Genomic DNA, 23,686 nt, shown 5'->3' on the forward strand with positions numbered 1-23,686 from the left:
CAGGGTGAACTTCAGCGCCGACACGAGGGTGAGCGCCTCCATGGACTCCTTCAACAGCAGCGCCGCCTCGAGGACCTTCACCCCCTTGTTCATGGTCTCGAGGAGCTCGGCGAGCTCGCGCGTGAGGTGGCCCACCAGGGCAGGCATGTCCCGCGCCGCTGCCTCCACCTGCTCCGGCTCCAACGAGGAGAGCGCCGTCATGGCGGGCTCCAGCATCTTCTGCCAGCCATCCATCCTCATGAAGAGCACCTCCACGCTGTTGAGGCGCCGGGAGAGTGCCGCATCGGTGAGGGTGAGGAAGTCGACCCATACGGCCAGCAGCAGGGAGCCCATCATCGCGGCCTCCAGCCGTGGGCCCGCCATGCGCAGCAGGGCGAGCTGCATGTCCGGGTCCTCCACCTGCGACGCCTCGGCGGCGAGCTTCGTGGCGGCGGCGAGCTCGGCGTCAATCCACCGCAGCTGAGCTTCGCCATGGTCGACGTAGCGGACGAAGATGCCGTTGCCCACGCGGGCAATGCCCGAGTAGCTGGCCTCGAGTCTGGAGAGCTCGCCGGAGAGGCGGCGGGTGGAGCCGGATACCTCGCCCACGCCCTTGCGAAAGGCCAGGTGGGCAGCGAGGGCGCTCCGCCACCCAGTCGCGTCGGAGTTGCCAGGGCCCACCGCCGTCACGGCTTCCCGGGGGCCCCGGCGACGGTGCAGCCGCTCAGGTGTCTCGGAAGCAGGAGAGGGTGGCGCCCCTCCGGCCACTGCGGTCCCGGTGGCGCCGTGCGGGGTGTAGTGCAGGCTCCGCCCCCGCACTGGCGGTGACGTCAGCGACACACAGGCGTTGGACAGCAGGGCCAGGACGAGCAGCAGTCCCGTCCCCCTCGCCCCTGACGAGTCAGCGCGCATGATCCACCTCCAGCCCATGGAAGCCGAAGGAGGCGTGAAGTTCAACGCGGTTTAGAGGAGCGAGCCTACGCGGAGAGCGCTTCCTCGTCCCCGTGGATGAGCCAGCGCCGCGCCGACTGGTCGTCCGTGAAGCGGCGGAGGATCTTGTCCGTCCCGCTCTCGCGCGCCACCCGGGCGGATGCGCCCGTCCAGGACGAGCTCGATGATGGCGTGCTGTTGGTCGACGTCGATCCGATACACGGCCACTCTCCTCGAGCCTAACATTCGTCTCCCGGGAGGTGGGATCTCCCCCCATGCCGGGGAGTCAGCTTCTCTCCAGCAAGGAGAGCAACAGCTCCAACCCTCGCGCCGCCGCCGCCCGGCGGATCTCCTTCCGGTCCCCCGTGAAGACGTGGCGCTCACCCACGTGCGTCCCATCCCGCCGGGCCACCGCGAGGTGGACGAGCCCCACGGGCTTCGCCTCCGTGCCTCCCGAGGGACCGGCGATCCCCGTCTCCGCGAGCGCCAGCGTGGCATGCGAGCGGACCAGCGCCCCCTGTGCAAGCGCCAGGGCCACCTGCTCGCTGACCGCTCCGTGAGCCACCATCAGCTCCACCGGCACGCCGAGCAGCTCCGTCTTCGCCTCGTTCGAGTAGGGCACGAAGCCGCGCTCCACCACGGCCGATGCCCCGGCGATGTCCGTGAGGCTCGCGCACACGAGTCCTCCCGTACTCGCCTCGGCCAGCACCAGCCGCTCACCCGCGCGCCGGCAGGCCTCCAACACCCGCCGCGCCCGCTCCTCCAACGAGGACTCCTCCATGGCTCAGCAGCTCGCTTCCGTCGTGGCGCACAGGACCGTCACCAGCGTCTCCTCCTTGTAGCCCACGCCCACATACCTGTCCTCCCGGGTCTGTACGAGCCCCCGGGTTTCCCGCTTCTTGAAAGGGAATTGAATTCAAGGGATCCGAGCGGGATGGGGGGGCGGGCCGGGAGATGTGACGGAGGTGCGCTAGCGGCGCCGGCGCCCGCCGCCCCCACCGCCGAAGGCGATGAGCAGCACGCCACCCACCACGCCCGCGGCGCCCAGGACCAGGTCCCGCTGGGTGCGCTCGCTGTAGCGGCCGGTGAACGTCTCCACGGCGCGCTCCGACAGCGAGCCGGTGGCACGGTAGGCGGTCACCAGGAAGACGGTACCGGCGACGACGAGCATGAATCCCACGATTCGGGCGATCCCCACGGCGTTTCCCCTCGAAAGTGTTGAGTCACGCAGGTTAGTGCGGAACGGGCTCCCCGGGGGTAGCTTCCGCGCCCATGGCGACCTCCCTCCTCGAGCTCTTCCTCTCCCGCGCCCGTCAGGCTCCCGAGCGGCCCGTCCTGGACTTCGAGCAGCGGCGCTTCACCGCCGGCCCGCTCGCCGGCCAGGTCACCGCCTTCGCCAGCGCCCTCCAGCGCCGGGGGCTGAAGTCCGGCGAGCGCGTGGCCCTCTTCCTGGAGAACAGCCCCGCCTTCGTCATCGCCTACCTGGGCACCCAAGCCGCCGGGGGCGTCGTCGTCCTCGTCAACACGCAGTACCGGCAGGTGGAGCTGGGCCACATCCTCTCCGACTCCGGCGCGCGCGCCTGTGTCACCGGGGCCGCCGGGGCCGCCGAGCTCGCCCCACTCAAGGCGCAGCTGCCCGCGCTGGAGTGGCTCGTCACCGAGCAGCAACCCGACGGGCCGCCGGGCGCGCCCGGGCCCTGGCCCACGGTGGACTTCGACGCGCTGCTCGCCGAGGGAGATGCCCACGCCTCGCTGCCCCTGCCCCGGGGCGAGCAGCTCGCCGTGCTCGGCTACACCTCCGGCACCACCGGCCGCTCCAAGGGCGCCATGCTGCTGCACCGCAACCTGCTCGCCAACGTGCGCGCCGTCGCCGAGGCCTGGCGCTGGACGGAGCACGACAGGCTCCTGCTCACCCTCCCGCTCTTCCACACCCACGGCCTCATGGTGGGCCTGCACGGCACGCTCTACTCCGGTGGCAGCGTGGACCTGCGCCGCCGCTTCGCCGCCCCCGAGGTCCTCTCCGCCCTCCAGGAGGACAGCTCCCTCACGATGTTCTTCGGCGTGCCCACCATGTACGGCCGGCTCGTCGAGGAGGCCCGCCGCACCGGGCTGCGTCCCCGTCCCCTCCGGCTGCTCGTCTCCGGCTCCGCGCCGCTCAGCCCCCAGCTCTTCCACGACGTGGAGGAGACGTTCGGCCAGCGCATCCTCGAGCGCTACGGCATGACGGAGACCCTCATGAACACCACCAACCCCTACGAGGGCGAGCGCCGCCCCGGCACCGTGGGCATGCCCTACCCCGGCCAGGAGGCGCGCGTGGTGGACGTGCGTACCCGCCAGCCGCTCCCGGACGGCGAGACGGGCGAAATCGAGGTGCGCGGCCCCCACGTCTTCGCCGGCTACTGGCAGCGCCCGGACGCCACCGCCGAGTCCTTCGACGCCGAGGGCTGGTTCCGTACCGGCGACCTCGGCCTGCGGGACAGGGACGGCTACTTCCAGATTACGGGCCGCGCGCGCGAGCTCATCATCAGCGGCGGCTTCAACGTGTACCCGCGCGAGGTGGAGGAGGTGCTCGCCACGCACCCGGGCGTCGCCGAGGTGGCGGTGCTCGGCCTGCCGGACCCGGACTTCGGCGAGCAGGTGGTGGCCGTCGTCGTCCCGCGCTCGCCCGCGCCCACGGCCCAGGCGCTGGCCGACTACTGCAAGGACCGGCTCGCCAGCTTCAAGAAGCCCCGCCGCGTCGACTTCGTGGACGCCCTGCCCCGCAACGCGCTCGGCAAGGTGCAGAAGCACCTGCTGCGCGAGCGCCTCCAGACACACGCCGCGCCCTCGAGCGTTCAGAAGCCAACAGAGCCGTGAGCGTTCGGACACAGGCAGACACTCGCAGCGGAATTCTCCTCGGGACGTAAGCGGGGTCAGTAGTGTCCACTGGGCGAGAGGAGATGGGGAGCGTGAGCGAAGCCGAGCAGCCCGAGGAGTCCACGCGGCGGGTGTCCACCGGGTCCCCCGGTCTGGACGCCTTGCTCAGGGGTGGGTGGCTCCACGGGGGCACCTATATGGTCACCGGCGCGCCCGGCACGGGGAAGACCATCCTGGGCAACCAGCTCTGCTTCTCGCACGTGGCCAACGGCGGGCGGGCGGTGTTCGTCACCATGCTGTCCGAGTCCCACGGGCGGATGACGACGCACCTGCGCCGCATGCACTTCTTCCGGCGGGACGTCATCGGCCAGGCGCTGCACTACGTGAGCGGCTACGCCACGCTCAAGGCCGAGGGCCTGGAGGGACTGGCGAAGCTGCTGTACCGCGCGGTGCGCGAGCACGAGGCCACGGTGCTGGTGGTGGACGGGCTGCTGGCGGCGCAGGAGAGCGCCGGCTCGGTGCTGGCCTTCCGCGAGTTCCTCCACGGGCTGGGCGTGCACAACGCGCTGGCCGGCTGCACCACGCTGGTGCTCACCAACCGGCAGGAGAACGCGGCGGACCCGCAGTTCGCCATGGTGGATGGGGTGGTGGTGCTCGAGCTGCAGCAGCGGGGACTGCGGGCGGTGCGCACCGTGGAGGTGACGAAGCTGCGCGGCGAGTCCCAGCTGCTCGGCCGGCACACCTTCGACATCACCGAGCAGGGGCTGAGCGTCTACCCGCGCCTGGAGAGCCTGCACCGCGAGCCACCCCAGGAGGAGCTGGAGTTGGAGCGGCGGCAGGGCTTCGGTCTGCCTCACCTGGACGAGATGATGCAGGGCGGGGTGCGGCCCCACTCGTCCACGCTGTTGCTCGGCTCGCCGGGCAGCGGCAAGACGCTGCTGGGGCTGCACTTCCTGGAGAGCGGCGCGCGCCAGGGCGAGCCCGGCCTCTACTTCGGCTTCATGGAGACGCCCCCCCGGCTGCTGGCGAAGGCCGACGGCGTGGGCCTGCGGCTGCGGCCCTGGGTGGACTCGGGCCGGCTGGTGGTGGAGACACGGGCGGCGGTGGAGACGCTCCCGGACGCGCTGGCGCACGAGCTGCTGGACCTGGTGGAGCGCCACGGCATCCAGCGGCTGGTGCTCGACGGCCTGGAGCCCCTGATGCAGGAGCCGCTGGAGCCCAGCCGGGCCCCGGGCTTCCTCACCGCGCTGCTCAACGTGCTGCGCTCCCGGGGCGTCACCTCGGTGATGACCCAGCAGACCCAGGTGCTCTTCGGCCCCCGGCTGGAAGCAAGGCTGGAGGGCGTGGAAGCCATCGTCGACAACATCGTCTTCCTCCGGTATGTGGAGTTCCGCGCCCAGCTGTACCGGATGCTGTCCATCCTCAAGATGCGCGAGAGCGACTATCAGCCCTCGCTGCGTGAATTCTCCATCTCGACTCGGGGCATCGACGTGGCCGAGACCTTCGAGAGCGCCGAGGCCATCCTCACCGGACTGGCCCGGCCGCTGAATGTGAAGACGAAGCGCTCCCGTCTCAAGAAGGCGGTCCGGCGCCAGCCCTCCCGGAAGCGGAGCCGCGCATGAGCAAGCTCCTCATCGTGGATGACGAGGTGGCCATCCTGGAGGCCCTCACGGACATTCTCTCCGTGGAGGGGTACGAGGTGTCCACCGCCGCCAACGGGGCCGAGGGACTCGACCACGTGCGCAAGGACCGCCCGGACCTCATCCTGCTGGATTTGATGATGCCGGTGATGGACGGGCAGGAGATGCTGCGCCGGCTCAAGGAGGACCCGGAGCTGCGCACCACCCCCGTGGTGGTGATGAGCGCCGGGCGCGTCTCCAAGTCGGAGCTGCAGGGCAGCCGCTTCCTCGCCAAGCCCTTCGAGCTCGATGACCTGCTGGACACCGTGGCCGCCGAGCTGAACAAGGCGCACTGAGGCGCACTCCCTCTCCCCCCGGGCGGGGTGGGGGTCTACACCCCGGGCACCCTCAGGTCCCGCTCCCGCCCGTGGCCGCGCGGAACAGGTGCGTGCGGTAGTGCGTCAGCTCGGCGATGCTCGCGCGCAGGTCCGCCAGCGCCGTGTGCCCCGACGACGTCTTCTTGAGCGGCACCATGTCCGGGAACCACGCGTTGCCCAGCACCTTGATGCTCGTCACGTCCACCTGCCGGTAGTGCAGGTAGCGGTCCAGCATCGGCATGTACTTCGCCAGGAAGCGCCGGTCCGTGTGGATGGAGTTGCCACACAGGATGCCCTCGTTCATCCCACAGTGCTTCATCACCAGCTCGGTGATTTCCCGCTCGGCCACGCGCAGCGACGTCGAGGACTCGCGCACCTTCTTGAGCAGCCCGTTGCGCGTGTGCATCTCCTTCACCACCGGCTCCATCCGGCCCAGCGCCTCGTCCGGCTGCCAGATGACCCGCTCCATCTCCGCCTTCGGCACCAGGTCCGGCCCCGTGATGATGACCCCGATCTCGATGATGACCGATTCATCGGGGTCCAGTCCGGTCATCTCCAGATCGAGCCAGACGAAACACGGGGGCGAGGTCGGTGCGGGCATGGGACGCGCAGTCTACCCCGGGTTTCCAGAACGGGGACGGATACCCGCACCTTCAGGGTCTCGCCTCGACCTCCAGCGTCCCGCCCAGGAAGCGCGTGAACCAGCCCGCCGCCAGCTCCGCCACCCGCTCCAGCGCTCCTCGCTCCTCGAACAGGTGCGTCGCCCCCGGAATCACCTCCAGCGCCTTCGGCGCAATCATCTGCTCCAGCGCCCGCTCGTTCAGGTCCAGCACGATGTCATCCGCCCCTCCCACGATGAGCAGCGTCGGCGCCCTCACCCGCTGCAGCGCGCCCCCCGCCAGGTCCGCCCTCCCTCCCCGCGACACCACCGCGCCGATCGCCTCCGGCTTCTCCGCCGCCGCCACCAGCGCCGCCGCCGCCCCCGTGCTCGAGCCGAAGTAGCCCACCCTCAGCCGGCTCAACTCCGGATTCGCGAACACCCAGTCCGTCACCTGCCCCAACCGCCTCGCCAGGAAGTCGATGTCGAAGCGCAATTCCCCCGTCACCTCGTCCTCCGCTTCCTCGTCCTCCGTCAGCAGGTCGAACAGCAGCGTCCCCAACCCCGCCGTCCTCAGCGTGTACGCCACGTACCGGTTGCGCGGGCTGTGCCGGCTGCTCCCACTGCCGTGCGCGAAGATGACCAGCCCCCGCGCCCCATCCGGCACCGCGAGCGTCCCCCCGAGCCGCGCTCCTCCCGCCACCACCTCGACTTCCCGTTCCACCGCCATGTCGCTCCTCCTCTGAAGCTCACACCCACCACGCATCCCCGGCGTTCATCGCCGACTCGGGCCCCTGCTCCCTCCGCATCCGCGCCAGCACCGCCTGCACCTCCTCGTCCGTCGTCTGCCGGAAGTCGTCGTAGAACTCGCCCACCGAGCTCATGAACTCGGCCGGGTGCACGCACACCACCTCGTCCGCCTCCGCGCTCAGCGCGTCCAGCGACTCCACCGCTCCCACCGGTACCGCGAGGATGATTCTGCGCGGACGCCGCGTCCTCAGCGCCCGGAGGGCCGCTCGCACCGTGCCGCCCGTGGCCACGCCATCGTCCACCAGGATGACCGTGCGGCCCTCGAGCACGGGCGCCGGCCGCACGCCCCGGAACCGGGCAATACGGGCCGCCACCTCCCGCGCCTCCCGCTCGGCCGTCTGCATCACCTCCGTCTCGGAGAAGCCCAGCGAGCGCATCATCTCCCGGTCCAGGAAGAGCGCCCCGCCCTCGGCCACCGCCCCCAGGCCCAGCTCCGGCTGCCCCGGCGCCCCCACCTTGCGCACCACCCATACGTCCAGCGGCGCCCCGAGCGCCCGGGCCACCTCGTTCGCCACCGGAATCCCGCCGCGCGGCAGGCCGAGCACCAGGGGCGACTCGGCCGCGTATCCCGTCAACAGGGCCGCCAGCTGCCGGCCCGCGTCCGTCCTGTCTCGAAAGCGCATGGCTCCTCCCGGGGGCGAGGGTCTCCCCTCTAGGAGAAGCACGGCGCGCGCCATTGGCTCCCGGCACGCCTCCGAGGGCCGGGACGCCCTCTCGGCACGGGTGCGCGAATCCCGCGACCCGGGAGGCCCGGAATGAGGGATGATGCGCCCCACCCGCCCCGGCCAGTCCGGCCCCGCGGGATGCGGAGGGGACCATGGACCTGACCGTCTTCAGCGGCACCGCGAACCGCCCCCTGGGCGAGGCCCTCGCCTGGGCACTCGGCAGCCCCCTCGGCGGCTGCAAGCTCGAGCGCTTCCCGGATGGCGAGCAGCATGTGGAGCTCGGCGAGGACGTGCGCGGGCGCAACGTGTGCATCATCCAGCCCACCGCGCCGCCGGTGGGGGAGAACCTGCTGGAGCTGCTGCTGATGGCGGACGCGTGCTGGCGCGCGGGCGCGGCGCGCATCATGGCGGTACTGCCCTACTTCGGCTACGCGCGGCAGGACCGGCGCACCAACCCCGGCGAGGCGCTCGGCGGCAAGCTGGTGGCGGACCTGCTGGTGCGCGGGCACTTCGACCGGCTGATGGCGGTGAACCTGCACACGGCCTCGCTGGAGGGGTGCTTCACCGTGCCGCTGGAGCACCTCAACGCGGGCACGCTGCTGGCCGAGGCCGTGCGGCCCTACGCGGGCCCGGGCGCGGTGGTGGTGTCCCCGGACCTGGGCGCGGTGAAGCTGGCCGAGCGGTATGCGCGGCAGCTCGGACTGCCCATGGCCATCGTGCACAAGAGCCGGACGAGTGGCTCCGAGGTGAACGTCCGGGGACTGGTGGGCGAGGTGCGCGGACTGCGGCCCATCATCGTGGATGACCTCATCTCCACCGCGGGCACCATCGCGGCGACGGCGGAAGCGGTGCTCGAGGCGGGCAGCGCCGACGACATCACCGTGGTGGCCACACACGCGCTGCTGGTGGGCCCCGCGGTGGAGCGGCTGAGCAAGGTGCCCATCCGCCGCCTCCTCTCCACCGACAGCCTGGTGCCGCCCAAGGGGCTGCCCTTCCAGCACGAGGTGGTGAGCCTCGCCCCGCTGCTCGCCGACGCCATCTGCCGCGTCACGGCCCACGTGCGCCCGCGCTGAGAGAGACCTCCCGGGCGCGCGAGTCAGCAACTGGTCCGATGGTCGGACCAGTTGGCGCCGCTCGCCGCCGGAGGGTGCTCAGGCGCGCAGCACATCTCCCGGTAGAGCGGGTTGGAGAACTCCTGGCCCCCCGCTCGCGCCATGCGCACCAGCCCCAGGTCCTGGACGAAGCGCAGATCATCCTCGGGCACATTACCCAGGGCGAGACCCGCGAGAATCAGATCAAGGATGCAACGCACACGCGGCTTTCGCAGGTGCTGAGCGAGGTGATGAAGGTGGGTGCCCTGGCACTGGAGGAGAATGTTCTTGGCAGCGTCCACATCAGTGGCTGTGAGCGCTTGACTCCGGTCGGGTACCAACTGCTCCACCACAGGGCGTTGACCAGCCAGGGCTGGCCTTGCGTCCAATAGAACGCCCGGTCGATGGCCTCTGGGAGGAACATCTGCCCGGTGTCATCTGTGTGTTGCTGGTACAACTCGGCGACCTCGTCGCGCGTGAAGTTGCGCAGGGTGAGCGACTCCGCCGTGATGTTGAAGAAGCTGGCGGCGCTCATACGGTCTTGAGCCCCGGAGGTCACCTTGTAGTCACGCATCTCATGAAGGCCGCACAAGACAACAGAGGAGGGGAAGGCCACGGGGCGGTCAGGAAAGCCAGCGCGCAACTGGCGCAGCACGCTCAAGAGGCTCAGGCCGCTCAGGGCATCGATTTCGTCGAAGAAGAGCACCAGAGGCCGGGGGCAGGTACGCGCCCAGCTGGAAAGAGCCGAGTCCAGGAGCGTGCTCTCGGGTGCCTTGGGAAAGGGCGGCGGACACAATTCCGCAGGCAGATGGAGTCTGGCTCCGTGGTGTATGCGCGAGAGGATGGCCCGCTGGACCTCGGCGAAATCGTCCCCGGCCACCGCACCCTCATTGAAGGAGACGTAAAGCGCGGCGTAGCAGTTAGAGGCAGTAAGCTCTGCCGCCAACGCCCGCAGCACCGTCGTTTTGCCCACCAACCTCGGGGAATGGAGGACCCAGAAGCACTGCTGCTCGATGAGCCGGTGCACCTCGGGCAAACGCCGCAGTGGCGGCAGCAGGTAATGGGTGGCCGCATGGCACGGGCCATCGGTGTTGAAACAGCGAGGCATGCAGGCACGGTAGCAGGAGCAAGAACATGTTGGGCCATGCACGCCAGAGCAACTCGCTGGCTCCACAGGCCCATTGCCTACGAGCGTTCATCCCGTGGGCTTGACCTTGTTTTCCGAGCCCTACAACGATAGCAGAGTCTTGAACACGACGACGCAAAGACGAGGGACACAGTGGCGCCACCTTTTGAGGGGAACACCCGACAGTTACTGGACACGGTGACGCACCACTTTCTTGAGACCGGCGAACAGATCTCTGGGAAGCGGCTCCGCAAAGCACACCGCATGGAACGTGAACCGTTCAATGCAGCGATGGCGGCGCTTGTTCCGATTTATGTGGAGCAGGTTAATTCGCAGCACAATGACCTGTACTCGCCCACGCTCCGCGGCATGCTTGAGTCCAGCTCTGCGGTCCGCTCGATGCGGCTTGTTGAATCCGTGCTCAAGCGTCTGCGACACGAGTTTGAAGAGGACCCAGACGTACGTTGGTTTACGTGGGCAAAGATGCGGGAAAGTGACGCAACTCTCACAAACGCTGATTACCAAGCGGTCTTGTCACTCCTTAGCTGTGCTCGTCTGAGCAACGGAATTAATTCAGATGCCCCATCTAGGGCTTTCAGATGCCACGTACCCAACGACATCGAAGACCTTGTCAAACTCGACACCGCAAGGTTGCTCGCTTCTCGTATCCAAGAGTTAGAGCGCAAACATCTAAGCGATGTACCAAATCTGCCGCTCCCCACGGTGTTATTGCGCAATGACATCCCGGAAAAGGACAAGCCAGCAGCCCCGCACTCGGGCCTTCTCGAATCCGCTCCACAACCTCTCGACGATGACGACACCAGCACACTCGACCTCATCGAGCCCTTCGACCCAGCGAAGATCCGCATCGAAACGAAGGTGATGACCGTCGATCTACTGCTCAAGCGTTTGAAGGAGCAGGAAATCGACCTCATGCCCGACTTTCAGCGAGAGGGAGGTCTGTGGAAGGAACGAGAGCAGAGCCGCCTTATCGAGTCGCTACTCGTGCGCATTCCGATTCCAGCATTCTACATGGATGCCACCAATGAAGAGCGGTGGCTCGTCGTTGACGGCCTGCAACGGTTGACGGTTTTCAAGCGGTTCATCTTGGATGGCACGCTAGAGCTTTCCCAGCTCGAGTTCCTCCGCCAGTTTGAAGGCATGAAGTTCCAGCAGCTCCCCCGCCCAATGCAGCGGCGCATCGAGGAGACCCAGGTCACGGTGTCCCTCATCCAGCCTGGAACGCCGGAAGACGTGCGCTACTACCTCTTCAAGCGCATCAACACCGGCGGGCTCCCGCTCACCCCGCAGGAAATTCGGCATGCCTTGAACCAAGGGCCTGCCTCAAAGCTCCTCGCTGAACTCGCCCGCGAGGAGGTGTTCATCCAAGCCACCGGAGGCAGCCTGCGCGCACAACGGATGGCAGACCGCGAGTGCATACTCCGTTTCTTCGCCTTCCGCCTGACGAGCATTGAGCACTACCGCAGCCAGGATCTCGATGGCTTCCTGAACGATGCCATGCGGCAGATGAACAAGATGGAGTCCGCCAGCCTTGAGGAGCTCTCACGTTCCTTCCTGCGAGCAATGAAGGCTGCGCACGAAATCCTTGGTCGTTACGCCTTCAGGAAACGGACGCAGGCAAACGACCGGATGAACCCGATCAACAAGGCGCTTTTCGAAACCTGGTCGGTGAACCTCTCCCTCCACTCCGACGACGAACTCGCTCGCTTGACCGAAAGACGCGAGCAAGTGAACCAGGCTTCGATGAAGCTCCTCTCGGAGGATTCGGAGTTCGCCCTATCGGTGACACAGGCCACGGGCGACGCCAAGCGCGTGCGCATCCGGTTCGAGCGTGTTGCCGAGTTGCTGCGAGGTGTACTGAAATGATCACCGGAATTACCCTGACGAACCTGAAGTGCTTCGCGCAGCAGAACGTTCCACTGGGAGCGCTGACCTTGTTGACTGGAATCAACGGGACAGGGAAATCTACAGTCATCCAGTCGTTACTGCTGCTCCGGCAATCGTGGCTCCGCGAGCTCCTGCCAAAAGGTGCTCTGGCGCTCAACGGCGAACTTGTAGAGATGGGAACGGGGCGAGATGCCCTCTACGAGGGCGCCGCCAAGGACGAAATCGGCATCGGCCTGCAGTGGGATGACAGCAAGGCGAAGTGGTTTTTCAATGTGAGCCCGGAACTCGACGTGCTCACCATGAAATCCGACCCAATCCCAGAACAGGCGTACCAACAGAGCCCATTTCGGGATGGGTTCCAGTACCTCACCGCGGAGCGAATCGGTCCTCGAGTCGCCTTTCCAACCTCCACCCATGCGGTCCGCGAGCAGCGGCAGCTCGGGCGAAGCGGCGAGTACGCAGCCCACTATCTAGCCATCTTCGGCACGGAGAAAGTCCAGCTTCCCGCGCTCATTCGCGAGGACGCTGCCTCCTCGTCGCTCCTCAACCAGGTGGAGGCATGGCTGAGCGTGGTCAGTCCCGGCACCCAGCTCCGGATCCAGGAGTTTGCAAACCTCAATCTGGCCGAACTCCGCTATGCCTTCTCCGGTGGCGACGTCGCCAGCCGCAGCTATCGGTCAACGAATGTCGGCTTTGGTCTCACTTATGCACTGCCAATCCTCGTGGCGGTGCTCGGAGCCAGACCGGGGTCACTCGTCATCATCGAGAACCCCGAAGCGCATCTGCACCCGCGCGGACAGGAAGCACTGGGTGAGTTCCTCGTGCGTGCGGCGAAAGAGGGTGTGCAGGTTGTAGTGGAGACCCACAGCGACCACGTGCTGAATGGAGTACGACTCGCGATAGCGAAAAAGCTCATCCAGCCAGAGTTGGTACGAACCCACTTCTTCCATCGTCGTGCCGGAGAAGGCGCACGAGGAATGGTGTCGCCGCAGATAGACGCAGATGGACGGCTATCCGACTGGCCTCGCGACTTCTTCGACCAATGGGATCGGAGCCTGGAGGAACTGCTCAGTATCAATGAGGCTACTCGATGAGCAGGGAACTCTTCTTCAACGAGCTGTCCGCTACGCCCGTCGCCAATCGCCATGCTGCACGGGAGATGATGAAGGCGCTCGTCGACACGATACAGGCCTCGTGGCGCGCTGGCGGGAAGAACTTCCGTGCCGAACGGGAACTTGGACTGCTAGAGATCAGCGAAGGATATTCGGTGCGCGATTGGCGCAACGATGATGACGTCCCGCGTGAACTCCGGAGTGCATGGCGCAGCATACAGACCAAATCACCCTTGGTGCGACCAGACACGGCTCCAGAGGAACGGAGTCGACTGCTGGGCGGAGAATGCACGTTCGAGGGGACCTCCGCATACGGACTCGCAGCGGCAGTGCAACTCGGAGGACTGGCGATCAGCATGCCCAGCCACGAGAAATGGCAGCGTGCACTCCTGAAGGCCACACTGACAGAGCTGAGCGAAGACGATGTCACCCCAACTGAAGTGGAGATCCGGCACGCAGCAGTGGAAGCCCACGTCGCAGCGCACCGCGAGTGGCTGAAACCACCGCTGAATGAACCAACCGACGCGAGAGACCTGTGGAAGAGACGTGCTGAACTCTACCCAGCGCTTGAGTTCTGCGCACACGTGGAGAATGCACTCGAAGCGTTCGGCTCAGGAACGGATCTCTTCAAGCAGGTCAAAGCGCGGCTGCGCGACTTGCAAGACTTCTTTTCGGCGTGGGATGGCAAGGTATTCGACCCGGACAAAGTCCCGTTCAAAGTCACGCCGGACAGCCCGACGCAACTGAGGGAGTATCCAGGCGAGCGGACATTCCTGTGTCCAGACGGCGTCACGCGTCTTTTTCGGTGGAAAACGAAGCTGCCGGATGGACACCGGCTCTATTTCGACCCTCAGGAATCAACGTGCAAGGCAATCATCGGCGACGTGGGACCGCACAAGCACTGAAGTAGTCAGTGAGAAGCAACTCAATCCCGCCCCGAGCGCACTTCCACAACTCGCTGATTGGCCTCACTCCTGCGCCTCCGCCTGTTTCGCCTCGCGACGGCTTCTTTCAAATTTGGAGTCGGTCCAGGCGGTTTCTCCAAAATCTTCTGCACGTGCTCGAAGTCCGCATCCGACAGAACGATGCGTTCACGCTGAGCGAGCCATTCCACGTACTCTTCTGAATCAGTCGCTCCGGGCTGAATCATGCTCTTCTCCCAAGAGCCGAAAGTGGTCTCGATAGGACCCTCTCGGGTGCGCTCTCCTGAAACTCGTCCAACTGTTGAACAAGTTCAAGCACCGGCCCGCTCCGTCCGGCGCCGCTGCACCAGTGTCTCGAACACGAGATACGAGAGCAGCACCAGCCCCGCGAACACCCCCGTCGTCCCCACCAGCCACCGGTACTCCAGCGGCTCGCTCACGTGCCCCAGCACCGCCTCCAGCAACGAGCCGGGCCGGTTCAGCACGTTCCAGCTGTTCCACCGCTCGAAGCGCCCCAGGTAGATGCCGTAGCCGCACAACACCGACACCGCCAGCACCCCTCCCCACGCCGCCACCCGCCCCCACCGCTCCTCCAACAGCCGCTTCCACACCTCCAGCGACAACAACCCCAACAGCCACCCCGTCGCCGCGAAGCTCGCCAGCATCGCCGCGTCGAACCACAGCGGCACCCCAGGCCTCGGCTTCAGGTGGATGAAGTCCGTCAGCAGGTACGGCGCGTTCGGAAACGCCAGCAGCCACGCCCCTCCCAGGGGCAACAGGTTCCACGCCCTCGCCTCACCCCGCGCCTGCAGCAGCCTCGCCAGCAGCGCGATCCCGTACGGCACCCACGCCAGGAACAGGTTCCACACCAGGAAGATGAAGCTCCTCCTCCCACTCCACTCCAGCCGCAGGCAGAGCATCACCACCGCCACCGCGCTGCTCCACAGCACCGGCGGCAATCCGTGGTGACGCAGGAGGGACAGCACTCGGGCACGTGAGGTCATCATGATTCACCGGGGTGTGGCCCCGAGGCCACGGTCAGTTCCGCCCCTCCGCGTCCCCCGCTGACACGAAGGCACGGCAACCGTGGCCACTCGGAGACAGCGCGACACGTGGGCGGGGCGGGAAGGCATCCACCCGGGGGACAGAGCAAGCCCCGGGCCATTCCCCCGGCCTCCGGTTAATCTCCCCTCCCATGTCCGACACGCTGCTCACCCACCTCGAAGCCGGAGTCCTCTCCCTCACCTTCAACCGGCCCCAGAAGAAGAACGCCTTCACCGGCGAGATGTACGACGCGGCCGCCCGCGCCCTCGTCGAGGCCGACGCCAATGACGCCGTGCGCGTGGTGGTCCTCACCGGCTCGGGCGGCACCTTCACCGCGGGCAATGACTTGAAGGACTTCCTCGAGCACCCGCCCACCGGCGAGAGCAGCCCCGTCTTCCGCTTCCTGGCCGCCCTGGCCCACCTCTCGCGCCCCGTGGTGGCCGGCGTGGATGGCGTGGCCGTGGGCATCGGCACCACCCTGCTGCTGCACTGTGACTACGTCGCCGCCTCCGAGCGCGCCGTCTTCAGCATGCCCTTCGTCAACCTCGGCCTCAGCCCCGAGGGCGCCTCCAGCGTGCTGCTGCCCCGCGTGGCCGGCATGGCGCTCGCCTCCGAGCTGCTCATGTTCGGCGACCCCTTCGACGCGCCCACCGCCCTGCGCGCCGGCATCATCAACCAGGTGGTGCCCGAGGCCAGCCTCGCCGAGGTGGTCCAGAAGCGCGCCGCCGCGCTCGCCGCCAAGCCCCTCGAGTCCCTGCGCCTCACCAAACGCCTGCTGCGCGAGCCCCTGCGCGCCACCGTGGACGACGCCCTCTCGCGCGAGGGCGCACTCTTCATCCAACGGCTCGGCTCCGCCGAGGCCCGCGAGGCCTTCAACGCCTTCCTGTCCAAGAAGAAGTAGCGGACGCAGTCGCTCCGCAGGGGCCTACGCCGCCCCCTCCAGCAGCGGCGCCTCGCCCCGCAGCCGCTCGGCCGTCAGCTTCAGCCTCCGCACCACCCGCCCCATGTCCGCCGGCGACACCGGCGGCCACACCCGCGGTGGAGTCCTCGGCAGGCTGGGTCGCTGCGGACCCTCCCCGGACGTCGTCTCCTCCGAGGGCGACGACTGGGGAACCACCAGGGGAGACAGGCCGTCGTCCGTCGCGTGCGCCATCGTCGCCTCCAAGGGGGGGAGACCTCCACTCCGGGAACCGCCACTCCGGGTGAAGAGGCTAGGCACCCCCTCTGGGAGCGTCAAGGCAGCCGGGCTCTGGCGGGAGAATCTGTTTTCCAGCCAAAGCCCGGAAAGCCCTGAGTGTCCTGGGGACGACAGGACTCAGCGGCCGGGGCGCGTCGGCACCTTCTTCGGCGAGGCGAGGAAGGACTCGACGCTGGAGCCCTGCGCCGCCTTGAAGGCGATGCACAGGTCCATGCGCTCCAACGCCTGAGCCAGCGAGCGGGTTCCACCCGGGGCGCGCTCCATGCGCTCGGTGAAGAAGGCGGCGGCCTCCTGGCGGTGCACCGGGTCGCAGTAGGCGGCCACCGTCCACACCAGCGCCCCCAGCCGCTCCTCCGGCAGCCGCGCGGCGAGCGCGTCGTAGTTCTCCTTCACGAAGGCGTAGGCCACGTCCCGCGAGCGCAGGTCCTGGCCCGCGGCGAAGAGCAGCCGCGCCACCTCGCGCATGTCCACCGAGCTGTCCAGCAGCAGCTTCAGGTTCTCCTCCACCAGCGCCGGCTCGCGGAAGCCCGAGAGCGCGCTCACCAGGTGCTCGCGCTTGCGGCGATCCTTCTCCGAGCGCATGGCCGTCATCAGCCTGCCATGCAGCGCCGCGTCCCCGTGCGCCGAGGCGATGCCCAGCGCCGTGCGCAGCAGCTCCGGAGACACCGCCTTGCCGTCCGTCAGCCACTGCTGCGTCAGCTGCTTCGCCTCGGCCACCAGCTTCGGGTCCCCGCCCTGCTCGCCGGCAATCTCGAGCAGCAGGGGCCGCAGGAGCCGCGTGTCCTCGTCCTCGTTGGCGCGCGGGGTGAAGCCGAGCGCCCGGGCCCGCGCCCCATACGTGTCGCGCAGGAAGCGCTCCCGGTCCGCCTGGCGCGCGTCGGACAGCAGCGAGGGCCGGAGCATGCCCAGCAGCTCCAGCGACGCCTGGAACACCTGGCGGTCCCGCTCCCCGGCCAGCCCCGGCAGCAGGCCGAGCGCGTCCGCGGCCGGCATCGCCCCGGCGTTCACCAGCGCCTGCACGTCACCCAGGAGGGCCACGCGCTCGGCGCGCGAGAGGTGGCGGCTCTCGGTGGAGAGCAGCCGGCCCAGCATCTGCGTGTCCAGGGCGGAGCGGTAGTAGCCCGCGCCGTCCGCGTTGGGCATCACCCAGGTGGGGCACGTCTTCGCCTCGGGCAGGGGCAGCTCGGCGGACTCGCCCTGGAGCACCGTGCAGGCGCGGCCGGACCCCTTGCCCGAGCCGTAGCGCACGCACAGGGGCACCTTCCACTCCTGCTTCGCGTCCCCCGCGGAGCCCAGCGGCAGGAAGCGGCTCTGCGACAGCCGCACCACCGGCACCTTGCCCGAGCAGTCCAGCCGCGTGGTGACGAGCGGCGCGCCGCCCTGGTCCAGGAAGGAGCCGAGCACACCGGACACGTCCTGGCCCGCCTCGGCCGAGAGCGCGTCGAGGAAGTCCTTCGCGGTGGCGTTGCCGTGGGCATGGGCCCGCATGTGGCGCTGCACCCCGCGCTGGAAGACGTCCCGGCCCAGCCACCCCTCCACCATGGTCAGCACCGCCGCGCCCTTGCCGTAGGTGATGCCGTCGAAGGCGCCGAGGATGTCATCCGGCCGCTGGATGGGCTGGCGGATGCGGCGCGCCGTCACCAGGCTGTCCGTGCCCAACGCGTAGGAGCGGCCCCGCACCCGCTCGACGGGGGCGTCCCACGTGGGCTGGGCGGACTCGACCATGCGCGGCGTCGCCCAGGTGGCGAAGGACTCGTTGAGCCACAGGTCATCCCACCACGCCATCGTCACCAGGTCGCCGAACCACTGGTGCGCCAGCTCGTGCATCTGCGTGTTGTAGAAGCCGCGCTGCCGGCCCACCGAGTCCTCGCCCGGTCTGGCGAGCACGGACCCCGAGTTGAACGTCACCAGGCCCGGGTGCTCCATGGCCCCGCCGAACAGCGGCACCGCCAGCACGTCCAGCTTCTCGTACGGGAAGGGCATGCCGAAGTAGTCCTCCAGCCGGGCGAGAATCTCCGGCGTCACCTTCGCGGCATAGGTGCCCTCCACGCTGCGGCCCCTGGGCGTGACGATGCGGGTGCGCACCCCCTTCTGCCCCGAGGGCGCCGCCTCGAGGAAGTCGAACGGGCCCACGCCAAAGGCGATGAGGTAGCTGGGCAGCGGCTGCGTCCGCGCGAAGCGGAAGGTGGTGCCCCCCGAGGCGCGCGGCTCCTCGTTCACCAGCGGCGTGTTGGTGACGGCCACGTTGCCCGCGGGCACGTGGAAGGTGAGCTGCCAGGGCACCTTGAAGCCCGGCTCGTCGAAGCACGGGAAGACGCGCCGCGCCCCCACGGGCTCGAACTGGGTGTAGGCGTACCACGCGCCATCGTCCTTCGCGCGGAAGGCGCCCGTCGTCTCGCGCTCGGAGAGCTGGCCCTCGTAGGCGATGCGCAGGTGCGCGGCGCCGGGCTTCAGCGGGCGCGCCGGGACGAAGCCGAGGAAGTCCTCCTTGCCCTTCACCCGCGTGAGGACCTCGGAGACGCCGTCCACGGTGAGCGTGGCCTCGCGCACGGTGAGGTAGCGGCCGTGGAGCCAGAGGGCGTCCGTGGCCTCCTTCACCTCCAGGTCCATGTCCACCACGCCCTGGAAGACGGGGGCCGCGGGGTCCACGGTGAGCTCCACCGTGTAGCCGGTGGGGCGCACCTGGGTGGGCAGGCGCAGGGCGGGCGAGACCGGCTCGGGCCGGTTCGTGGCCACCACCTGCGCCGCGGGGCTCGACGAGGCGGGAGGGCTGGCCTCCGGCGTGGGAACGGGCTGACGGGCACCACAGGCCGTCAGGGCGGCCAGGAGGGCGAACGAAGCGCGTCGGGAGAGTCTGGGCATGGCGCACGGTCTAGCCCAGGACGGGCAGGCGGGGTAGCGACGGGCAGTGGGAGCCCCCTTGCCTGCCACCCCACTTCCAGGTGGAGTGCGCCGCCGTGTCCGCCCCCGCTCCGTCCCCCGACTCCCCCCGCCTCCCCCTCCCGCTCCCGCCCGCACGGCTCGTCCAGGTGCTCGGCGAGCGCCCGTCTCCCGTGGTGGGGTGGCTCGCCAACCGGGTGATGGACGCGGTGTGCGCGCTGCCCGCCTCCTGGAAGGATGGGCTCGCCCGCTTCGTCGGCTGGCTGGCGTTCACCCTCGGCATCCGCCTGCGCGTGGCCCTGGAGAACCTCACGCACGCCTACCCGGAGATGAGTGACGCGGAGCGGCGCCGGATTGCCCTCGGGGCCTACATCACCATGGCCCGCGTGGTGCTCGAGTCCATCGACGAGAAGGACCACGTGGACCCCCACTGGGAGATTCCCGAGGTGAAGGGCGAGGCCTGGGAGGCGCTCAAGGCCAACATCGCCAGGGGCCAGGGCGCGCTGCTGGTGACGGCGCACTTCGGCAACTGGGAGCGCGCGGGGAAGATGTTGCTGCGGCGCGGGATTCCGCTCAACGCCCTGGTGCGGCCCCTGAAGGGCGCGCTCAACATGCGCATCGTGGACAACCGCATCGCCGCGGGCGCGGGGCTCATCTACCCCAAGGGCGCCATCGCCGAGGCGTCGGAGGCGGTGAAGCTGGGCGAGACGGTGCTGATGCTGCTGGACCAGTCGCTGCCGGCGAAGGCGGCGGTGTTCGTGCCCTTCTTCGGCCGGCCCGCGTCCACCACGCCGGCCATGGCGGTGGTGGCCCGGCGCACGGGCGCGCCCGTGTTCGTGGTGATGGGGATTCGCGACGAGAGCGGGCAGAAGCTGCGGCTGGAAGTGGAGGGGCCGATTCCGGTCCCCGAGGGCCTGGGCGAGCAGGACGCCACCACGGCGCACACGGCGGCGGTGACGGCGGTGCTGGAGAAGTACGTGCGGCGCTACCCGGACCAGTGGCTGTGGCTGCACCGGCGCTGGAAGGTGCAGCCGCCGTCGCCGGAAGCCCCGGCCGCCCTCCCGGGTTGACTCCACGAGGACGATGGCGCGGACCCTCTTCATCGGAGACGTGCACGGCTGCGCGGAGGAGCTCGACGCGCTGCTGCACGCGTGCGGCCACCGGCGGGGAGACCGGGTGGTGCTGGTGGGGGACCTGGTGGCGAAGGGCCCGGACTCGGCGGGCGTGGTGCGCCGGGCGAGGGAGCGTGGGTTTCTCGCGGTACGGGGCAACCACGACGAGCACGTGCTGCGCTGGCGCGCGGGGAAGATGCCCGAGGGCAAGAAGCTCAAGCGTGAGCACAGGCAGGTGCTGGACACGCTGGAGGACGCGGACTGGGCGTACCTCGAGTCGCTGCCCGTGCACCGCCACTTCCCCGAGCTGAACGTGCGCGTGGTGCACGGGGGCCTGGTGCCCGGCGTGCCGCTGGAGGCGCAGAAGCCGGAGCTGATGCTCAACCTGCGCAGCATCACGCCGGAGGGAGAGCCCTCGAAGAAGATGGACGCCGGAGTTCCCTGGGCGAGCCTGTGGAAGGGGCCCGAGCTCGTCATCTTCGGCCACGACGCGCTGCGAGGCGTGCAGCGCCACCCGTATGCCATTGGCCTGGACTCGGGCTGCGTGTACGGCCACGAGCTCACCGCCTACGTGCTGCCCGAGGCCCGCTTCTACTCGGTGAAGGCGAAGCGGACGTACATGGACCTCGACGGGCCTGCGTGAACCATCAGCCCTCGGGCGGACGGACCACCAGCACGGGCCGGCCGGCGCGCGACATGACTTCCTTGGCCACCGAGCCCATCAGCGTCTTCTTCAGCCCCCCACGGCCGTGGGTGCCCACACAGATGACATCCGCGGACAGGCGCTCGGCGGCCTTGAGCAGCGCCGTCGCCACGTCCTGGCCCGACAGCACCTCCACCTGCACCTTGCGCCCCTGCGAATCCGCGTCCCGCGGCAGCAACTGATGCAGCCGCTGCCTCAAATCCCGCTCCTGCTCGATCGCCTGCTGCGGGTTGTCCGCCACCGTCACCACGTGCACCGTGCCCCCGTTGGGCAACAGCGAGAAGGCATACGGAATGGCCCGGTTCGCCGCGTCCGAGAAGTCCGTGGCCACCAGCACCGAGCCCAGCGCCGGAATGGGCACCGCCGAGCCCCTCGCCGACACCTCCACCGGCACGCTCGTCACCGACATCTTCGCCAGCCGCAGCGCGTGGTGCGACACGCTCCACAGCTTGCCCAGCGCGCGCCGCTGGTGCGTGCCCACCACCAGCAGGTCCACCTGCTCCTCCGCCGCCAACGCCACCAGGTGGTCCGCGATACGCCCCACCCCCGGCTCCAGCCGCAGCCGCGCCGGTGCCTGCCCCATCGCCTCCAGCGGCGACACCAACGAGCGCACCTCCTGCTCCAGCGCGCGCTTCAACTCGGGCGTCACGTCCTGAAAGGACTGCGGCTGCGCCAGCCCCATCCGCTGGTACTCCTCGTGCGGCCAGTAGATGCGCCCGGCCACCACCTCCACCGGGCCGTACTTCCGCAGCCCCTGCAGCCAGTCCCGCGCCGCCTCGAAGGGCAGCGAGCGGTCCACCCCCAACATCACCTTCAGCGGGCGCGACCCCTTCACCCATGCCTCGAAGGGCTCCGCCTCGCGCACCACCAGCAGCGGCACCGGCAGCGCCGTGGCCAGCCGGTCCACCGTGCCCCCCACCCCCAGGAAGGGCGAGGCGCTCGTCGGCCCCGCCGTCACCACCAGCCCCGCTCCCTTCTCCTGGGCGAAGCGCGCCAGCTCCTCGGCCGGCTCGCCCGTCAGCAACTGGTGGCTCACCCGCGCCCCCAGCTTCTCCAACCGCTTCACCTCGTCCAGCAGCGCCGACGTCGCCGTGTCCCGCAGCGTCTGCCCGAAGGCCCTCGCCAGGTCGCCCGGCAGCACGTGCACCAGGAAGAGGGGCTCGTCCATCTTCCGCGCGAGCTCCGCCGCGGCCGTGGCCGCTCGCTGCGCGGCGTCCGAGAAATGGGTGGCACAAAGGATGGTCATGGCTGCTCCCGCACAGGCCCGAGGGCCCGGGTCTCAATGAGTCGATTCACGTCCCGTGCCGGGCACTCTAGCCACCCGCGCCTCCCGGGAGCGGGACAATTCGCTCCCCCTGGCCCCTGTAAATGCTGCGCACCCGGTGGACCCCACCGCAAAGCCTGCGTGCCCGCCCTCGGAGCGCACGGGCGGACGGCGTTGGCACCCGGCTCGCACTACCTTCACCAGAGAGCCCTGGAGGTCCCCATGTTCCGCTGCGCGTCCTGTGGTGCCTTCAACCGAGTGCGAGAGCCCCGCCCCCCCGGCGAGCCCACGTGCGGCCGGTGTCAGCGTCCGCTCGACCTGTCGGGCCAGCCCCAGGAGGTGGATGGGGAGGCCCTGTGGCGCGCCGTGCGGGCCTCGCCCGTGCCCGTGCTGCTGGACTTGTGGGCCCCCTGGTGTGGACCGTGCCGCACCGCCGCCCCCATCCTCGACGCCGTGGGCCGCGCCCAGGCGGGCCGCCTGCTCGTCCTCAAGCTGAACACCGAGGAGCAACCCCAGGCCGCCAGTCAGCTCGGCGTGCGGGGCATTCCCACCTTCGTCGTCTTCTCCGGTGGCCGCGAGGTGGCCCGCCGCAGTGGCCTCATGCCTCGGCCCGAGCTGGAACGGTGGGCTTTGGCCTCGGCCCAGGGCGGAGGTCCGTGGGCCTCCGCGTGAGCAACCCGGGGCCCGTGGCACCCTCACCCCGGGGGGCTTGCCCCCCCTTTGAACGACGGGGGGCTCCTCTCCCGGAGGGCGAGGGGCAAGGGGCTCGGGCGGGAAGCCATGAGGCGGAGAGCTGAGGCGGAAAGCTGAGGAGGAGCGGCGATGAGGATGCGATTCCGGGACCGGGAAGAGGCGGGGCGGCAGCTGGCCGGGCGGTTGAGGGGCCTGCTCGATGAGACCCCGGTGGTGCTGGCGCTGCCGCGCGGCGGAGTGCCCGTGGGCTACGAGGTCGCCACGGCGCTGGGGGCCCCGCTGGAGGTGCTGGTGGTGCGCAAGCTGGGAGTGCCCTGGCGGCCGGAGCTGGGAATGGGGGCCATCGCCGAGGGCGGCGCGCTGTACGTGAACGCCGAGGTGCTGGCGTACGCGGACCTGACGAACGCGGACGTGCTCGAGGTGGCGAGGCAGGAGTCGCGCGAGCTGGCGCGGCGGGTGCGGCTGTACCGGGGCGAGCGGCCCCTGCCAGACGTGAGGGGACGCACGGTGCTGCTGGTGGACGACGGCCTGGCCACGGGAGGCACGGCGCGAGCGGCGGCGCGAGCGGTGCGCGCGCTGGGGCCCCGGCGGCTGGTGCTGGCGGTCCCGGTGGCGGTGGCGGAGACGGCGGAGGCGCTGCGCCACGAGGAGGTGGACGAGGTGGTGACGGTGCAGGAGCCACCCAGGCTGGGCGCGGTGGGCGTCTGGTACGAGGACTTCCACCAGGTGGACGACGAGGAGGTGCTCGTCCTCCTCAGACAGGCGCACCACGCTGGAGCCTCGCCGTCCCCCTGAGCC

At 69.2% G+C, this 23,686-nt stretch carries 24 protein-coding genes and 1 pseudogene; 12 read left to right on the plus strand and 13 right to left on the minus strand.

The window, feature by feature from the left end; all coding sequences use genetic code 11:
* The 3 genes and pseudogenes from VFZ09_RS24735 to VFZ09_RS24745 form a co-directional block, all read right to left on the minus strand.
* Window positions 1–891: pseudogene (locus tag VFZ09_RS24735) on the minus strand (DUF2380 domain-containing protein); the annotation flags it as partial.
* 304 nt (window positions 892–1,195) lie between these two features.
* Window positions 1,196–1,690 (minus strand): CinA family protein, encoded by a 495-nt coding sequence (locus tag VFZ09_RS24740; RefSeq protein WP_414640739.1) that lies wholly within the window; start codon window positions 1,688–1,690, stop codon window positions 1,196–1,198.
* 189 nt (window positions 1,691–1,879) lie between these two features.
* The gene (locus tag VFZ09_RS24745) at window positions 1,880–2,107 is read right to left on the minus strand and encodes a DUF3185 family protein (RefSeq protein ID WP_329730110.1); all 228 of its coding nucleotides are present in this window, start codon (window positions 2,105–2,107) and stop codon (window positions 1,880–1,882) included.
* 74 nt (window positions 2,108–2,181) lie between these two features.
* Here VFZ09_RS24745 and VFZ09_RS24750 point away from each other — a divergent pair, with 74 nt between their 5' ends.
* The 3 genes from VFZ09_RS24750 (at window position 2,182) to VFZ09_RS24760 (ending at window position 5,740) form a co-directional block, all read left to right on the plus strand.
* Entirely contained in the window at window positions 2,182–3,765 is a 1,584-nt protein-coding gene (locus VFZ09_RS24750) for a class I adenylate-forming enzyme family protein (RefSeq protein WP_329730111.1), read from the plus strand.
* 92 nt (window positions 3,766–3,857) lie between these two features.
* On the plus strand, window positions 3,858–5,387 hold the full coding sequence (locus tag VFZ09_RS24755) for an RAD55 family ATPase (RefSeq protein WP_414640740.1): 1,530 nt from the start codon (window positions 3,858–3,860) through the stop codon (window positions 5,385–5,387).
* Window positions 5,384–5,740, plus strand: a complete 357-nt coding sequence (locus VFZ09_RS24760; RefSeq protein WP_329730113.1) for a response regulator — start codon at window positions 5,384–5,386, stop codon at window positions 5,738–5,740. The genes VFZ09_RS24755 and VFZ09_RS24760 overlap by 4 nt, the downstream gene beginning before the upstream one ends.
* Window positions 5,741–5,792: 52 nt before the next feature.
* Here VFZ09_RS24760 and orn read toward each other — a convergent pair whose 3' ends face one another.
* From orn to VFZ09_RS24775, 3 genes are read right to left on the minus strand one after another with little or no spacing between them, the layout of a single operon-like run.
* Window positions 5,793–6,362 (minus strand): oligoribonuclease, encoded by a 570-nt coding sequence (gene orn / locus VFZ09_RS24765; RefSeq protein WP_329730114.1) that lies wholly within the window; start codon window positions 6,360–6,362, stop codon window positions 5,793–5,795.
* Window positions 6,363–6,414: 52 nt separating this feature from the next.
* Window positions 6,415–7,089, minus strand: a complete 675-nt coding sequence (locus VFZ09_RS24770; protein WP_329730115.1) for a dienelactone hydrolase family protein — start codon at window positions 7,087–7,089, stop codon at window positions 6,415–6,417.
* 19 nt (window positions 7,090–7,108) lie between these two features.
* Entirely contained in the window at window positions 7,109–7,792 is a 684-nt protein-coding gene (locus tag VFZ09_RS24775) for a phosphoribosyltransferase (protein WP_329730116.1), read from the minus strand.
* A gap of 194 nt (window positions 7,793–7,986) precedes the next feature.
* Between VFZ09_RS24775 and VFZ09_RS24780 the strand changes: the two genes are divergently transcribed.
* On the plus strand, window positions 7,987–8,907 hold the full coding sequence (locus VFZ09_RS24780; RefSeq protein ID WP_329730117.1) for a ribose-phosphate pyrophosphokinase: 921 nt from the start codon (window positions 7,987–7,989) through the stop codon (window positions 8,905–8,907).
* Between the two features lie 23 nt (window positions 8,908–8,930).
* Here the strand turns inward: VFZ09_RS24780 and VFZ09_RS24785 are convergent, their stop codons facing one another.
* The gene (locus VFZ09_RS24785) at window positions 8,931–9,146 is read right to left on the minus strand and encodes a hypothetical protein (protein WP_329730118.1); all 216 of its coding nucleotides are present in this window, start codon (window positions 9,144–9,146) and stop codon (window positions 8,931–8,933) included.
* Entirely contained in the window at window positions 9,125–10,033 is a 909-nt protein-coding gene (locus VFZ09_RS24790; RefSeq protein ID WP_329730119.1) for an ATP-binding protein, read from the minus strand. The genes VFZ09_RS24785 and VFZ09_RS24790 overlap by 22 nt, the downstream gene beginning before the upstream one ends.
* Window positions 10,034–10,204: 171 nt before the next feature.
* Here VFZ09_RS24790 and VFZ09_RS24795 point away from each other — a divergent pair, with 171 nt between their 5' ends.
* Genes VFZ09_RS24795 through VFZ09_RS24805 form a run of 3 tightly spaced genes read left to right on the plus strand, consistent with a single transcriptional unit; the run spans window position 10,205 to window position 13,976 of the window.
* On the plus strand, window positions 10,205–11,938 hold the full coding sequence (locus VFZ09_RS24795) for a DUF262 domain-containing protein (protein ID WP_329730120.1): 1,734 nt from the start codon (window positions 10,205–10,207) through the stop codon (window positions 11,936–11,938).
* Window positions 11,935–13,053, plus strand: a complete 1,119-nt coding sequence (locus tag VFZ09_RS24800; RefSeq protein WP_329730121.1) for an AAA family ATPase — start codon at window positions 11,935–11,937, stop codon at window positions 13,051–13,053. The genes VFZ09_RS24795 and VFZ09_RS24800 overlap by 4 nt, the downstream gene beginning before the upstream one ends.
* Window positions 13,050–13,976: a hypothetical protein gene (locus VFZ09_RS24805; RefSeq protein ID WP_329730122.1), complete on the plus strand. Its 927-nt coding sequence runs from the start codon at window positions 13,050–13,052 to the stop codon at window positions 13,974–13,976. The genes VFZ09_RS24800 and VFZ09_RS24805 overlap by 4 nt, the downstream gene beginning before the upstream one ends.
* Before the next feature lie 20 nt (window positions 13,977–13,996).
* Here VFZ09_RS24805 and VFZ09_RS51720 read toward each other — a convergent pair whose 3' ends face one another.
* Together VFZ09_RS51720 and VFZ09_RS24810 are read right to left on the minus strand one after the other, a co-directional pair.
* The gene (locus VFZ09_RS51720; RefSeq protein ID WP_414640741.1) at window positions 13,997–14,221 is read right to left on the minus strand and encodes a DUF1778 domain-containing protein; all 225 of its coding nucleotides are present in this window, start codon (window positions 14,219–14,221) and stop codon (window positions 13,997–13,999) included.
* An 84-nt stretch (window positions 14,222–14,305) separates the two neighbouring features.
* A complete protein-coding gene (locus tag VFZ09_RS24810; protein ID WP_329730123.1) occupies window positions 14,306–15,001 on the minus strand; it encodes a DUF1361 domain-containing protein in 696 nt (231 codons plus the stop codon).
* Between the two features lie 188 nt (window positions 15,002–15,189).
* On the opposite strand from VFZ09_RS24810, the gene VFZ09_RS24815 reads away from it, so the two are divergent.
* Window positions 15,190–15,939 carry an enoyl-CoA hydratase gene (locus VFZ09_RS24815; RefSeq protein ID WP_329730124.1) on the plus strand — a complete coding sequence of 250 codons (750 nt, stop codon included), beginning with the start codon at window positions 15,190–15,192 and terminating at the stop codon, window positions 15,937–15,939.
* A 24-nt stretch (window positions 15,940–15,963) separates the two neighbouring features.
* Here VFZ09_RS24815 and VFZ09_RS24820 read toward each other — a convergent pair whose 3' ends face one another.
* Complete coding sequence (locus tag VFZ09_RS24820; RefSeq protein ID WP_329730125.1) at window positions 15,964–16,191, minus strand: hypothetical protein; 228 nt, start codon at window positions 16,189–16,191, stop codon at window positions 15,964–15,966.
* Window positions 16,192–16,353: 162 nt separating this feature from the next.
* Window positions 16,354–19,098 (minus strand): M1 family metallopeptidase, encoded by a 2,745-nt coding sequence (locus VFZ09_RS24825; RefSeq protein WP_329730126.1) that lies wholly within the window; start codon window positions 19,096–19,098, stop codon window positions 16,354–16,356.
* Window positions 19,099–19,193: 95 nt separating this feature from the next.
* Between VFZ09_RS24825 and VFZ09_RS24830 the strand changes: the two genes are divergently transcribed.
* Both VFZ09_RS24830 and VFZ09_RS24835 read left to right on the plus strand, forming a co-directional pair.
* On the plus strand, window positions 19,194–20,186 hold the full coding sequence (locus VFZ09_RS24830; protein WP_329730127.1) for a lysophospholipid acyltransferase family protein: 993 nt from the start codon (window positions 19,194–19,196) through the stop codon (window positions 20,184–20,186).
* 13 nt (window positions 20,187–20,199) lie between these two features.
* The gene (locus VFZ09_RS24835; RefSeq protein ID WP_329730128.1) at window positions 20,200–20,871 is read left to right on the plus strand and encodes a metallophosphoesterase; all 672 of its coding nucleotides are present in this window, start codon (window positions 20,200–20,202) and stop codon (window positions 20,869–20,871) included.
* Window positions 20,872–20,875: 4 nt separating this feature from the next.
* Here the strand turns inward: VFZ09_RS24835 and VFZ09_RS24840 are convergent, their stop codons facing one another.
* Window positions 20,876–22,177, minus strand: coding sequence for a universal stress protein (locus tag VFZ09_RS24840; protein ID WP_329730129.1), 1,302 nt, complete (start codon window positions 22,175–22,177; stop codon window positions 20,876–20,878).
* A 240-nt stretch (window positions 22,178–22,417) separates the two neighbouring features.
* Between VFZ09_RS24840 and VFZ09_RS24845 the strand changes: the two genes are divergently transcribed.
* Window positions 22,418–22,867, plus strand: a complete 450-nt coding sequence (locus tag VFZ09_RS24845) for a thioredoxin family protein (RefSeq protein WP_329730130.1) — start codon at window positions 22,418–22,420, stop codon at window positions 22,865–22,867.
* A 150-nt stretch (window positions 22,868–23,017) separates the two neighbouring features.
* A complete protein-coding gene (locus VFZ09_RS24850; RefSeq protein ID WP_329730131.1) occupies window positions 23,018–23,683 on the plus strand; it encodes a phosphoribosyltransferase in 666 nt (221 codons plus the stop codon).
* Window positions 23,684–23,686: the final 3 nt, after the last annotated feature.

The sequence above is a fragment of the Archangium sp. genome (assembly GCF_036277355.1).
Lineage (GTDB): Bacteria > Myxococcota > Myxococcia > Myxococcales > Myxococcaceae > Archangium.